Annotated in this window: 14 protein-coding genes; all 14 read right to left on the minus strand. The window is 70.1% G+C overall.

Annotated features, from left to right (window positions below):
- Nucleotides 1–276, minus strand: a 276-nt coding sequence (locus tag VMR86_08855; GenBank protein HTO07153.1) for a 1-deoxy-D-xylulose-5-phosphate reductoisomerase, incomplete at its 3' end; no start/stop codon positions are given.
- On the minus strand, nt 273–1,016 hold the full coding sequence (uppS, locus tag VMR86_08860; GenBank protein HTO07154.1) for a polyprenyl diphosphate synthase: 744 nt from the start codon (nt 1,014–1,016) through the stop codon (nt 273–275). The genes VMR86_08855 and uppS, both read right to left, overlap by 4 nt.
- 8 nt (nt 1,017–1,024) lie before the next feature.
- Nucleotides 1,025–1,594, minus strand: a complete 570-nt coding sequence (gene frr, locus VMR86_08865) for a ribosome recycling factor (protein ID HTO07155.1) — start codon at nt 1,592–1,594, stop codon at nt 1,025–1,027.
- A gap of 11 nt (nt 1,595–1,605) precedes the next feature.
- Complete coding sequence (pyrH, locus tag VMR86_08870; GenBank protein HTO07156.1) at nt 1,606–2,319, minus strand: UMP kinase; 714 nt, start codon at nt 2,317–2,319, stop codon at nt 1,606–1,608.
- Nucleotides 2,316–3,149: a translation elongation factor Ts gene (gene tsf / locus VMR86_08875; GenBank protein HTO07157.1), complete on the minus strand. Its 834-nt coding sequence runs from the start codon at nt 3,147–3,149 to the stop codon at nt 2,316–2,318. Before tsf ends, pyrH begins: the two co-directional genes overlap by 4 nt.
- 78 nt (nt 3,150–3,227) lie before the next feature.
- Nucleotides 3,228–4,199, minus strand: coding sequence for a 30S ribosomal protein S2 (gene rpsB, locus VMR86_08880; GenBank protein HTO07158.1), 972 nt, complete (start codon nt 4,197–4,199; stop codon nt 3,228–3,230).
- A 172-nt stretch (nt 4,200–4,371) separates the two neighbouring features.
- Nucleotides 4,372–5,073 (minus strand): histidine phosphatase family protein, encoded by a 702-nt coding sequence (locus VMR86_08885; GenBank protein ID HTO07159.1) that lies wholly within the window; start codon nt 5,071–5,073, stop codon nt 4,372–4,374.
- A 1-nt stretch (nt 5,074) separates the two neighbouring features.
- Complete coding sequence (locus tag VMR86_08890) at nt 5,075–5,386, minus strand: Dabb family protein (GenBank protein HTO07160.1); 312 nt, start codon at nt 5,384–5,386, stop codon at nt 5,075–5,077.
- Nucleotides 5,386–6,564 carry a bifunctional glutamate N-acetyltransferase/amino-acid acetyltransferase ArgJ gene (argJ, locus tag VMR86_08895; GenBank protein HTO07161.1) on the minus strand — a complete coding sequence of 393 codons (1,179 nt, stop codon included), beginning with the start codon at nt 6,562–6,564 and terminating at the stop codon, nt 5,386–5,388. Before argJ ends, VMR86_08890 begins: the two co-directional genes overlap by 1 nt.
- Nucleotide 6,565: 1 nt before the next feature.
- Nucleotides 6,566–9,265 (minus strand): preprotein translocase subunit SecA, encoded by a 2,700-nt coding sequence (gene secA / locus VMR86_08900; protein HTO07162.1) that lies wholly within the window; start codon nt 9,263–9,265, stop codon nt 6,566–6,568.
- Nucleotides 9,266–9,333: 68 nt separating this feature from the next.
- The gene (locus VMR86_08905; protein ID HTO07163.1) at nt 9,334–10,260 is read right to left on the minus strand and encodes a M23 family metallopeptidase; all 927 of its coding nucleotides are present in this window, start codon (nt 10,258–10,260) and stop codon (nt 9,334–9,336) included.
- On the minus strand, nt 10,253–10,627 hold the full coding sequence (locus VMR86_08910) for an FHA domain-containing protein (protein ID HTO07164.1): 375 nt from the start codon (nt 10,625–10,627) through the stop codon (nt 10,253–10,255). The genes VMR86_08905 and VMR86_08910 overlap by 8 nt, the downstream gene beginning before the upstream one ends.
- 84 nt (nt 10,628–10,711) lie before the next feature.
- Nucleotides 10,712–12,412: a DNA repair protein RecN gene (recN, locus tag VMR86_08915; GenBank protein ID HTO07165.1), complete on the minus strand. Its 1,701-nt coding sequence runs from the start codon at nt 12,410–12,412 to the stop codon at nt 10,712–10,714.
- Nucleotides 12,409–12,912: NAD(+)/NADH kinase (locus VMR86_08920; protein ID HTO07166.1), on the minus strand; the 504-nt coding region annotated here is incomplete at its 5' end. The genes VMR86_08920 and recN, both read right to left, overlap by 4 nt.

Below are 12,912 nucleotides of genomic sequence, written 5' to 3' on the forward strand. Positions count from 1 at the left end.
ATCGGCGTCGTGCGTGGCGACCTCGATCAGGCCGGCGTTGCCGGACACGATGCGCAGCTTCGGGTCACCCACCGCCTCGCGCACGCGCGGCACGTCCTCGGCGCGCGCCACCGACACGAGCTGCGGGTGGAACTGCTTGCACTGCGTGACCAGGAGGTCGATCGAGCGCCCGGCCGAGAGCGCAGTGACTCGCAGCTGCTCGGGGAAGCGGGCCACGACGTCGAGTGTCTGGGTGCCGATCGATCCGGTCGAGCCCAGGACCGCGAGCCGCTTCACGACTCCGCGTCCGGCTTCTGCGCCTTCGTCCGGCCGAAGCGGCGCTCGCGCTGCTGGAACGCACACAGCGCGTCGACCAGCTTCGACTTGTTGAAGTCGGGCCAGAGCACGTCGCTGGTGAAGAGCTCCGTGTAGGCGAGCTTCCACAAAAGGAAGTTCGAGATCCGGTGCTCGCCGCCGGTGCGGATCAAGAGGTCCGGGTCCGGCATGTCCTTGCAGTACAGGTTGGCCTCGACGCACTTCTCGTCGACCGCCTCGGGCTCGAGCACGCCGGCCTCGACCGCGCGCGCGATCGAGCGCACGGCGTCGACGATCTCGGCGCGCCCGCCGTAGGAGAGCGCGAAGGTGAGCCGCATCTCGTCGTTCGACTCGGTGCGCGCCATCAGGTCGCGCAGGAGTGACTGGATGCTGGGCGAGAGCGTCGACAGCCGGCCGATCGCGTCCACGCGGATCCCGTTGCGCACGAGCTCGTCGGCGTCGCGCACGATGAACTCCTCGAGATACGCCATGATCGCGTCGACCTCTTCGGTCGGCCGCTTCCAGTTCTCGGTCGAGAACGCGTAGAAGGTCAGCCACTGGATGCCGAGCTCGTGCGCGCCGCGCACCACCTCGCGCACGATCTCCGCGCCGTTGCGGTAGCCCGCCACGCGCGGCAGCCCGCGCGCCTCGGCCCAGCGGCCGTTGCCGTCGGGGATGACCGCCACGTGGCGCGGGATCTTGCGCGGGTCGAGCTTGGTCACGAGTGACTCTAGACCTTCAACAGCTCGGCTTCCTTCGCCTCCACCGCCTTGTCGATCTGCGCGATGTAGTCGTCGGTCAGCTTCTGGACCTTGTCGGTGAGATGGTGCGCGTCGTCCTCGGCCAGGTCGCCGTCCTTCTGGAACTCCTTCACCATGGCGATCGCGTCGCGGCGCGCGTTGCGCACGCCGACCTTGTGGTCTTCGCCCAGCTTCTTGACCTGCTTCACCAGGTCTTTGCGCCGCTCCTCGGTGAGCTCCGGGATCGGCACGCGCACGATCTTGCCGTCACTCACGGGCGAGAAGCCGAGGTTGGCCTTGTGGATGGCCTTCTCGATCTCGGAGATCGCGCTGCGGTCGAAGGGCTGGATCGTGATCAGGCGCGCCTCGGGGGCGTTGAGCTGGGCGAGCTTCTTGATCGGCGTGGGCGTGCCGTAGTAGTCGACCTGGAGACCTTCGAGCAGCGCGGGATTGGCGCGCCCCGTGCGCACCTTGGCCAGGTCGTGCTGGAAGCCGGCCAGGCTCTTCTGCATGCCGTCCTTGGCCTCGCCGAGGATCATCTCGCTGTTGTCATCGGGCATCTGCGACCCTCCTACGCACTCACGAGCGTGCCGATCGCCTCCCCACAGGCCACCTTCAGCATGTTGCCGGGCACGCTCATGTTGAAGACCACGATCGGCAGCTTGTTGTCCTGACACAACGAGATCGCGGTCGCATCCATCACGCCGAGGTTCTGGTGCAGAAACTCGCGGTAGGTGACTCGGTCGAAGAGATGGGCCTCCGGGAACTTCTCGGGATCGGAGTCGTAGACGCCATCGACCCGGGTGCCCTTCAGGAGTATCTCGGCGCCGATCTCCATGGCGCGCAACGCCGCGCCGGTGTCCGTGGTGAAGAAGGGGTTTCCGGTGCCGGCCGCGAAGATCACGAGCCGCCCCTTCTCGAGGTGTCTCACGGCGCGGCGCCGGATGTGCGGCTCGGCGACCTGCTTGATCTCGATCGCCGACAACAGCCGCGTCTCGGCCCCGCACTTCTCGAGCGCGTCCTGGAGCGCGAGCGCGTTGATCACGCCGCCCAGCATGCCCATGTAGTCGGCGGCGGTGCGGTTGATGCCCTCGGCCGACGCGGTGATGCCGCGGATGATGTTGCCGCCACCGCACACCACGCCCAGCTCGACCCCGTGGTTCGCGAGCTCCACGATCTCGCGCGCGGTCGCCTGGATGGTCTTGGAGTCGATCCCGAAGCCGCGCTCGCCCGCGAGGCTCTGCCCCGAGATCTTGAGCAGGATGCGCTTGTAGGCGGGTTTCATTCCTCCGCGGCTTCTCCGAGCTGGAAGCGGCGGAAGCCGACGACCTTTGCACCGGCTTCTTGCGCCGCTTTGCCCACGGTCTTGTCGGGATCCATCACGAGGCCCTGTTCGAGGAGGACGACCTCCTTGAAGAACTTCGTGAGGCGCCCCTCGATCATCTTCTCCACGATCGCCGGCGGCTTGCCCTCGTTCGCCGCCTGCGCCGCGAGCACCCGCCGCTCCGCGTCCACGGCGGCCTTGGGCAGATCCTCGCGCGACAGGCCCGCCGGGCTGGTGGCCGCGACGTGCATGCTCACGTTGTGGGCCAGCGCGCGCACCTCGGGCTTGGCCGGGGTCGGGCTCTCGATCGCCACCAGCGTGCCGATCTTGCCGCCGGCGTGAATGTAGCTCGTCACGAAGCCCTGGGCGGGCGCCTCGAGCCGAGTCACCCGCCGCACGGCCAGGTCCTCGCCGAGCTTCGCGACCGCGCCGGTGACCTTGTCGCGCAGCTTCTGGCCGTTCACCGACAGGTCGAGCAGCTCGTCGACGCTGCGCGGCTTGTGCGTGAAGGCGGCCTTGGCCAGCTCGTTGCCCACGTGGTTGAAGTCGTCGGTCTTGGCGACGAAGTCGGTCTCGCAGTTGAGCTCGACCAGGGCGCCGGTGTGACCGTCGGCCGACACCGCGGCGATCACGCGGCCCTCGGAGCCTGCGCGCCCCACGCGCTTGGAGGCCTTGGCGACGCCCTTCTCGCGCAGGATCTCGACCGCGCGCTCGAAGTCGCCATGGGCCTCTTCGAGCGCCTTCTTGCAGTCCATCATGCCCGCGCCGGTCTGCTCGCGGAGCTCCCTCACTTGTGCTGCCGAGATCTCGGCCAACTCGCTCCCCCGTTCCTTCTGCTTCGTGCCGTGTGTGACTTGGATGCTCTCGAGTTACTTGGCCGGCGCTTCGGCAGCCGGCGCCTCCGGCGCCGGCGTCTCGGCGGCCGGCGTCTCCGCCTCCGCGTCCTTCACCACCGGTGAGTCGGTGAGACCGAGCGCGAAGTCGGCGGCCTCCTCGAGCTCCTCGCGGCGCCGCTCCTCGGCCATGCGCTCCATGCGCGCCGGCCGCCGCGCCGGCTGCGTGATCTCGACCACGCGCTTGCCGTGCTTGGGCGCGGCCTCCTCGCCGTCGCCCGCCTCGGCCTGACCGGCATCCACGATGCGCGAGTTGAACAGCTCCTTCCCCTCGCGGCAGGCCTCGGCGACCTTCTCGCAGTAGAGGCGGATCGCGCGCAGCGCGTCGTCGTTGCCCGGGATCGACAGCTCGATCCCCTGCGGGTCACAGTTCGAGTCGACGACCGCGATCACTGGAATGCCGAGCCGGTGCGCCTCGTCGATCGCGATCTCTTCACGGCGCACGTCGATCACGAACAGCGCGTCGGGCGGGCGCTCCATGTCGATCAAGCCCTCGAAGGCCTTGTGCAGCTTCAGCTGCTCGCGCACCAGGCGCGAGCGCTCCTTCTTCGAGAGCTGCGAGGAGCTCTCCTCGCTGCCGAGCAGCTCGTTCAGCTCCTTGTAGCGCTCGATGCCGCGCCGGATCGTGCGGAAGTTCGTGAGCATGCCGCCCAGCCAGCGCCGGTGGACGAAGGGCTGGCCGCAGGCCCGCGCTTGCTCCGCGATGATGTCCTGCGCCTGCCGCTTGGTGGCGACGAACAGGACCGAGCCGCCTTCGGCGGTGGTCTCGCGGATGAAGTCGAGCGCTTCGCGGAAGCGCGGCAGCGTGAGCTGCAGGTTGATGATGTGGACGCCGTTGCGCTCGCCGTAGATGAAGGGCTTCATCGACGGGTGCCAGCGGCGGGTCTGATGGCCGAAGTGAACTCCGGCCTCGAGCAGGTCTCTCATCGAGACTGCGGGCGTGGTCATGTTGGCGAGATTCTCCGATTCGGGTTTTACCGCCGCCCCTCGGCTCGTTGCCGCCGCTCAGCGCCCGGAAGGCCGTGCGACCCGAAGCGGAATCGGGGCGTGTGACGTTGGCCGCTCGTATAGCAGAGAAGCGGCAGGCGCTCAAGCACAACGCCCCGGAATTTCAGGAAAATCAGCCTCTTCGCCCGCCTGGCGGCAGGCCCAGCGGCAGCAGGTGCTCGTGCAGGTTGAAGCCGCGCAGGACGAACGCCCAGGCGTCGGCCACGGGCACGGTCGTCAGGCGCGAGATCGCCGCCCAGTAGCTCGAGAAGCGCACGAACGCCCAGGGCACGGGCTCGACGTCGAGCAGGCGCGACAGGATCACGGCGTTGGAGCCCTCATGCGCCACGATCAGGATGCGCTTCTGGGCTTCGGGCGGTCGCCACAGCCGGTAGCCAGAGTTGTCGTGCGTGCGCATGCCATGCGTGCCCTCGAGCAGTGATTCGATGCCCGTGACCACGCGTTCGTACAGGTGCCGGAACGACTCGCCGCCGGCCATGCCGTCCCACCACTTCTCGAGGTCGCGCGCGCGTGCGTCGGCGAAGAAGCGCTCGACCTGCTGGGCGGTCTGACCTTCGAGCGTGGGCAGGCGCAGCTCGTCGAGCCAGCTGCACTGCTCGAAGCGCAGGCCGGTGCGGCGAGTCACGAACTCGGCGGTCTCGATCGCGCGCTCGAGCGTGCTGGTATAGGCATGGTCGAAGTGCTCGCCGGCCAGCGCCTCGGCCAGCGCCTCGGCCTGCAGCCGGCCGTGGGCGGAGAGCTCGGGGTGGTCGACGGCGCGGCCGCCGGGCTCCCAGTCGGGCTGCGCGTGGCGCACCAGCACGACCTCGATCACGTCAGTCGAGCTCCACGCGCAGCTGCAGCGCGGCGCGTTCGGCGCTGATCGGCCGGACCCGCTCGGCGATCAGCGCCAGGTGCGCGGGGTGCTCGGCGTAGCGGCGCCAGGCCTCGCGGTCGGCGAAGTCGGCGACGATCGCGAAGTCCCAGTTGCCCGCGACCAGGCGCTCGTCGCGCCCGAAGCGGTAGGCGCGAATCTCGGGTACGGCCGCGGGCAGCGCGCGCAGGCCCTGCTCGAGCGCGGCGAGCTGCGAGTCACTCGTGCCGGGCTTCCAGCGGAACAGGACCACGTGGCGGAATCCGGCCGACACTACGTGGTGTACTCGGCGTTGACGCGCACGTACTCGTAGGAGAGGTCCGTCGTGAGGATGCGCGCGCGCCCGCGGCCCTTGCCGAGCGAGATCTCGATCGCGACCTGCTTCTGCTTCATCGCGCGCTCGGCGCGGCGCAGCGCAGCCTTGCCGCCCGCCGGCTCGCCGCCGCGCAAGAGCTCCGCGCCGCCGATGCGCACGCTCACCCGGCCGGGCGCGAGCGACACGCCGGCCGCGCCCACGGCCTGCACCACGCGGCCCCAGTTGGGGTCGCCGCCGAACAGCGCCGTCTTCACCAAGGCCGAGTTCGCGACCGAGCGCGCCACGCGGTCGGCGTCGCGGTCGTTGCGCGCCCCGGCCACGGCCACGGTGGCGAGCTTGGTGACTCCCTCGCCGTCGCGCGCCAGCTTCTCGCACAGCTCGGCGCTGGCGTCGAGCAGCAGCCGTTCGACCTCGCGCGCGCGCGCCGACCCGACACCGATCGGTGTATTGCCCGCGGCGCCGTTCGCCAGCACCAGCACGGTGTCGCTGGTGCTGGTCTCGCCGTCGATCGTGAGCGAGTTGAAGCTCGCGTCCGCGGCGGCGCGCAGGGCGCGGCGCAGCAGCGCCGGCTCGATCGCCAGGTCGGTCACGAGATAGGCGAGCATGGTGGCCATGCGCGGCATGATCATGCCCGCGCCCTTGGCGAAGCCGGCCAGCGCGAAGCCGCGGCCGCGCCGGTGCACGAGCTTGGCGTGGGTGTCGGTGGTGAGCACGGCCTCGGCGGCGCGCTCGAAGCCGCGCGCCGAGAGTGACTCGACCGCGCGCGGGATGCCCGCGCGCAAGCGCTCCATGGGCAAGGGCCGGCCGATCACGCCGGTCGACGCGACCTGGATCTCTCTCGCGCGCGCGCCGATCGCGCCGGCGAGCAGCGCACACATCTCGCGCGCGTCGCGCAGCCCGCGCGCGCCGTTGGCCACGTTCGAGATGCCGCTGTTCACCACCACGCCGCGCGCGCGCCCGCCGCGCAGGTGCGCGCGCGAGACGACCACCGGCGCGCCGGGAAAGCGGCTGGTGGTGAACACCGCCGCAGCGGCCGCAGGCCGGTCCGAGACTACGAGCGCGAGATCGGGCTTGCCGCTCGGCTTGATGCCGCAGGCGATGCCGGCGGCGCGAAATCCGCGAACTTCGACCGCCACGCTACGCCCCGGCGCCGTGACACTTCTTGTATTTCTTGCCCGAGCCGCACGGGCAGGGATCGTTGCGCCCGACCTTCGGCCCTTCGCGCACGACCGTCTGCGGAGTCACCGGCGCGTCGGCCGGCGAGCCGCCGTGCTGCTCCTGCAGCCGGCGCTGCTGCTGCGCGGTGCGCCGCGCTTCCTCGGCCGCGCGCAGCTCGGCCACGCGTTCCGGCGAAGGCAGCTCGATCATCACGCGGAACAGCTGCTCGACCGCGCGCGAGCGGATGCGCCCGAACATCTCGCGGAACAGCTCGAAGCCCTCGGTCTGGTACACGCGCTTGGGGTCCTTGCCCGCGTAGCCCTGCAGCCCGACGCCCTCCTTCAGGTGGTCCATCGTGAGCAGGTGGTCCTTCCAGAGCTGGTCGAGTGTCTGGAGCAGGATGCCGCGCGCGATGCCCTGGAAGCTGGGCGGATTGAAGTCGGCGTACTTGCGCCCGATGTCGGCGAACATCTCGAGCTTCTCCTCGAGCTTCGCGTCGACCCGGTCGAGCAGCGCCTCGAGGATGGCTTCGCGATCCGGATCGTGGCCCTGGATCTCGGGTGACTCGGGATCGATCGCGATCCCGAACTGCGCCTGCACCTCGCGCACGTAGCTCTCGACGTCGGGCTCGGCCTTGGCGGGGAAGGTGACCGCGACGATCTCGCCCGCGAGCTCGTGCGCCAGGCCCTCGTACTCCGCGCGCATGTCGTCGCTCGCGAGCACGTTGGTGCGCCAGGCGTAGATGCTGGTGCGCTGCTTGTTCATCACGTCGTCGTACTCGAGCAGGTGCTTGCGGATGTCGAAGTTGCGCACCTCGACCTTCCGCTGCGCCCGCTCGATCGCGCCCGACAGCATGCGCGCCTCGATCGCCTCGCCCTCCTGCATGCCCAGGCGCTTCATCAGACCCGAGATGCGGTCGGAGCCGAAGATGCGCAGCAGGTCGTCTTCGAGCGACAGGTAGAAGCGCGACGATCCCGGGTCGCCCTGCCGGCCCGAGCGGCCGCGCAGCTGGTTGTCGATGCGACGTGACTCGTGTCTCTCGGTGCCGAGCACGTGCAGCCCGCCCGCCGCCACGACGCGCTCGCGCTCCTCGGCGCAGTTCGCCGTGAGCTTCTCGAGCTCTTCCTTGTTCTCGGGGGCTTCCGGGTCGAGCCCGCGCGACTTCAAGGTCATGCCGGGGTTGCCGCCCAGCACGATGTCGGTGCCGCGGCCCGCCATGTTGGTGGAGATCGTGACCGCGCCCAGCCGGCCGGCCTGCGCCACGATCTCGGCCTCGCGCTGGTGCTGCTTGGCGTTCAGCACGTTGTGGCGCACGCCGCGGTTCTTGAGCCGCGCCGAGAGCATCTCGCTGGTCTCGATCGCGATCGTGCCCACCAGCACCGGCTGGCCGCGCTTGTGACAGTCCTCGATCTCGTCGACGACCGCCTTCCACTTCTCGCCCTTGGTGCGATAGACCACGTCTTCGTGGTCCTTGCGCACCATGGGCCGGTGAGTCGGCACGACCACCACGTCGAGCTTGTAGATCGACGCGAACTCCTGGGCTTCCGTGTCCGCCGTGCCCGTCATGCCGGCGAGCTTGGAGTACATGCGGAAGTAGTTCTGGAAGGTGATCGTGGCGTAGGTCTGTGACTCGTTCTGGACCTGGACGTGCTCCTTGGCCTCGACCGACTGGTGCAGCCCGTCGCTCCAGCGGCGCCCTTCCATGAGCCGGCCGGTGAACTCGTCGACGATGACGATCTGGCCGTCCTTCACCACGTAGTCGACGTCGAGCTTGTAGATCACGTGCGCGCGCAGCGCGTTCTGCACCACGTGGAGCGTCTCCATGTGGTTCGGCGCGTAGAGGTTGTCGACGCCGAGCAGCTTCTCGGCCGCGACGATGCCCTCCTCCGTGAGCTGGATCGACTTGGCCTTCTCGTCGAGCGTGTAGTTGCCCGGGTCCTGGATCAGGCGCGGGATGATCCGGTCCACGCGCCGGAACTTCTCGGGATCGTCGTCGACCGGACCCGAGATGATGAGCGGTGTGCGCGCCTCGTCGATCAGGATCGAGTCGACTTCGTCCACGATGGCGTAGTTGTGACCGCGCTGCGTGAACATCTCGATCGCCGGCTTCATGTTGTCGCGCAGGTAGTCGAAGCCGAACTCGTTGTTCTGGCCGTAGGTGATGTCGGCCGCGTAGGCGCTGCGGCGCTCGGTGTCCGACAAGCCGTGCACGATGCAGCCGATCGACAGACCGAGCGAGCGGTGCACCGCGCCCATCCACTCGGAGTCACGGCGCGCGAGATAGTCGTTCACGGTGACCACGTGCACGCCCTTGCCCGAGAGCGCGTTCAGGAACGAGGGCAGCGTGGCGACCAGCGTCTTGCCCTCGCCGGTCTTCATCTCCGCGATCTTGCCCTGGTGCAGCACCATGCCGCCGAGCAGCTGCACGTCGTAATGGCGCTGGCCGAGCGTGCGCTTCGCGCCCTCGCGCACCAGGGCGAAGGCCTCGGGCAGCACGGCGTCGAGCGTTTCGCCCTTGTCCACGCGCTCGCGCAGCCCCGCCACGCGCGAGCGCAGCTCGTCGGCCGAGAGCGGCGCGTAAGTCGCCTCGAGCTCGTTGATCCTGGCGACGGCGGGCCGCAGCGAGCGCAGGAGTCGCTCATTGGCCGAGCCGAAGATTCTCGTGGCGAACGCGCGAATCGCGGGTCTCCCGTCGAAGGCACGGGAGTATAACGAGCAGGGATTCGGCCTACGAGATCAGGCCGCGATCAGTCCAGAATATAGTTTCTGGGGTCGACGGCCTTGCCGTTGACCACCACGGCGTAGTGGCAGTGCGGGCCGGTGCTGCGGCCGGTGGAGCCCATCAGGCCGATCTCCTGGCCGCGCTTCACGGTCTCGCCCGCCTTGACCAGGATCTGCTGCATGTGGCCGTAGACGGTCTCGATGCCGTAGCCGTGGCGGATCTTCACTCCATAGCCGAGCGACTTCTTCTGCGTCGCGTACTCGACCTCGCCGTCCGCGGCCGCGAAGATCGGGGTGCCCATGCGGCCGGCGATGTCGAGGCCCTTGTGGAACTCGCGCTCGCCGGTGTAGGGCGACATGCGGTAGCCGAAGGTCGACGTGATCCAGCCGTGAGTCGGCGTGATCGACGGCGTGTGCACCAGGCGCGCGCTCTGGTCCTCCAGGTGGTGGATCAGGCCCTGCAGGCTCGTGTCTTGTGCGTCCATCGCGCCGCCGAGTGTCTCGAGGCCTTCCTTCATGACCTCGTGGCGCTTCTGCCGGGTCATCCACGACACGTCGTCGGCCGAGAGCATCTCGCCGTCGGTGCCGCCGATGCCGGGCAGCGGCAGCGGGTCCGCCGGGTCGAGGTTGGTGATGATGCGGAGCTTGCGCTCGAAGCCGTCGATGCGCGTGAGCTTCGCCGACAGCGCTTCCATCTTCTGCGCGTAGCCCTGGATCTGCTCGCGCTGCTCGGCCGTCTCGGTGCGCAGCCGGTCGAGCTCATAGAGATTGGAGCGCACGCGGATGTAGTCGATCGACAGCGCCAGCAGCGCGACGGCGAAGGCGACACCACCGAGTGTCGCGCGGCGCAGCCACAGCTTGGGCACGTGGAAGCGGCGGATCGAGCCCGATTGGCCGGGCACGATCATCAGCGTGAGCGTGTCTTCGGGTCCGCGCTCGGGTGCGTTAGCCACGCGCGGCGCCTCCCTTGGCGGACGCACCATCGGTGCGGATCCGCAGCTGGAGCTTCCCCATCCGGAGCTCGTCTCCCGGGTTGAGCACCTTGCGGTGCTCGCGCACGCCGTTGACCAGCGTGCCGTTCGTGCTGCCCAGGTCCTGCACGAACGCGCGCAGGCCCTCGTAGCCGAACAGCGCGTGCGCGCGCGAAATCGTGGCCTCGTTCAGCACCAGGTCCGCGTTGCGGCCCCGGCCGATCACCGTGCTGGGCCGGTCGAGCTCCCACTCGAGCCCTTCGTAGAAGCCGCTCTCGATGCGGACCGCCGCGCGCTGCGCCGCGGGGGGCACCGTGGACTCGATCGAACCGCGTGAATCCGCTGCCATCTCGTCTTCCTGCGCACGCGCAGAACGGCGTACGCCTTCCACCGGATGGCATCGGCGGGGGCGTTCAGAACTTGACGAACCGCCTCACCTCCCGGCGCGACGCGAGCGGCCGGTGAGTGACAGGAGCTCACGCGCGTGCGCGCGTGCGGCGTCGGTGAGTTGCCCCCCGCTCATGCGCGCGATTTCGTCGACGCGTTCCTCGCCTTCCAGGCGGGAGATGCGCGTCGCCGTGCGGTTCTTGCGCACGTCTTTCACCACAGAGTGATGCAAGTCACCAAGTGCGGCGAGCTGCGGAAGATGCGTGATGCAGATCACTTGATTCTTGCCGGCCAGAGAGCGCAGCCGCTCGCCCACGCGCCGGGCGGTCTGGCCGCCCAGCCCCGCGTCGATCTCGTCGAACAACAGCACGTGCCCGTGGTCGGCGTCGCGCAGCGCGTTGCGCAGCGCCAGGAGCAGCCGCGCCAGCTCGCCGCCGGAGGCCGCATCCTTGAGCTTTCCGCCCTCCTCGCCCGGGTTCGCGGCCAGGCGGAAGGAGGCGCGCTCGCGGCCCGAGGGGCCCGAGGGCGGAGTGAGTCCTTCGGCCGACTTCGCTTCCAGCGGCTCGAGCGCCACCGCGAAGCGCGCGTGCTTGAGCTCGAGCGCGGCGAGCTCGGCCCCGACCGCGCGCTCGAGCTCGGCCGCGGCGCTGTGGCGCGCGCGCGAGAGCGCGCGCGACTTCGCGTCGAGTGACTCGGCAATCTCGGCCAGCTCTCGCTCGAGCTCCGCCGTGCGCTGCTCGCCGCCCGCGAGCCCGTCGAGCTCCTGCGCGGCGCGCGCGCGGTGCGCCAGGATCTCCTCGATCGAGTTGCCGTAGCGCGTCTGCAGCCGGCGCAGCTCGCCGAGCCGCTCCTCCACGCGCGCGAGCTTGTCCGGGTCGGCCTCGATGTTCTGGGCATAGCGCTCCAGAAGGAGCGCGGCTTCGTCGAGCTCGAGCCGGGCGCGCGCGAGCGCCTCGTCCGGCTCGCGCAGCGCGGGGTCGAGGTCGAGCACGCCGCGCAGCGCGTTGCGGGCGGCGGCCAGCCGCTCGCGCAGGCCGCCCTCGCCGTCGAGTGACTCGAGCGCTCGCGCCGCCGACTGCGCGAGCCGGTCGGCGTGGCCCAGCCGGCGCAGCTCGAGCCCGAGCTCGTCGAGCTCGCCGGTGCGCGGCTTCACGCGGTCGATCTGCTCCAGCTCGAAGCGCAGCTGGTCCTCGCGGCGCGCCAGCGCCTCGCGGTCTCGCCGCCGCGCCTGGATCGCGAGCGCCAGCTCGCGCCAGCGGCCGTGCAGCCCGGCGACCTCGCCCGCGGCCGGCTCGAGCGCCGCGAAGGCGTCGAGCAGCTCGGCCTGCGCCTCGGCGCGCAGCAGCCGTTGGTGCTCGCCCTGGCTCGTGATCTCGAGCGCGTCGGCCATGAGCTCGGCCAGCACCGCCACGGTCGCCAGCCGGCCGTTCAGCGACACCCGCCCGCGGCCCTCCCGCGACACCGTGCGCGACACCAGGAGCTCGTCGGCCTCGTCGTCGGCCACGCCGAGCGCGCGCGCGCGCGCCAGGAGCTGCGGCGCGCGCAGGATCGCCTCGACCTGCGCCTCCTTCGCGCCCGCGCGCACGACCTCGGAGCCCACGCGCTGGCCCGAGAGCATGGCGATCGCGCCCAAGAGGAGTGACTTCCCGGCGCCCGTCTCGCCCGTCACAACCGTGAGTCCCGGACCCAGCTCGAGCTCGAGCTCTTCGATCGTGACCAGGTTCCGCACCCGGAGCGTCGCGATCAACGCGTGCCCCAGCCGAGCTTGGTGCGCAGGGTCTCGAAGTGGTCGCGGCTGGGCGTGGTCACGAAGCGCGCGGGCTCGCTGGCCTTCACCACGCGCACCGAGTCACCGGTGCGCACGGCGGCGCCGACCTGGCCGTCGAGCGTGAGCGTCGCGTCTTCGGGCGAGCGCAGGCGCACGACGACTTCGCGGTCGTCGGGCAGCACCAGCGGCCGCAGCGTCAGCATGTGGGGGCAGATCGGCGTCAGGATCGCCACGCGCACGTCGGTGTCGAGGATCGGGCCGCCGGCCGACAGGTTGTAGGCCGTGGAGCCGGTCGGGGTCGCGACGATCAGGCCGTCGGAGCGGTAGGTGGCGATCACCTTGTGGTCGACCAGCGCCTCGAGCTCGATCAGGCGCGCGAGCGCCGAGCCCTTGGTGATCACCGCGTCGTTCAGCACCAGCCCGCGCAGCAGCTCGCGCCCGTCGCGCGAGTGAGTGACCTCGAAGCGCGAGCGCTCGAC

Source organism: Myxococcota bacterium (assembly GCA_035498015.1).
GTDB lineage: Bacteria > Myxococcota_A > UBA9160 > SZUA-336 > SZUA-336 > VGRW01.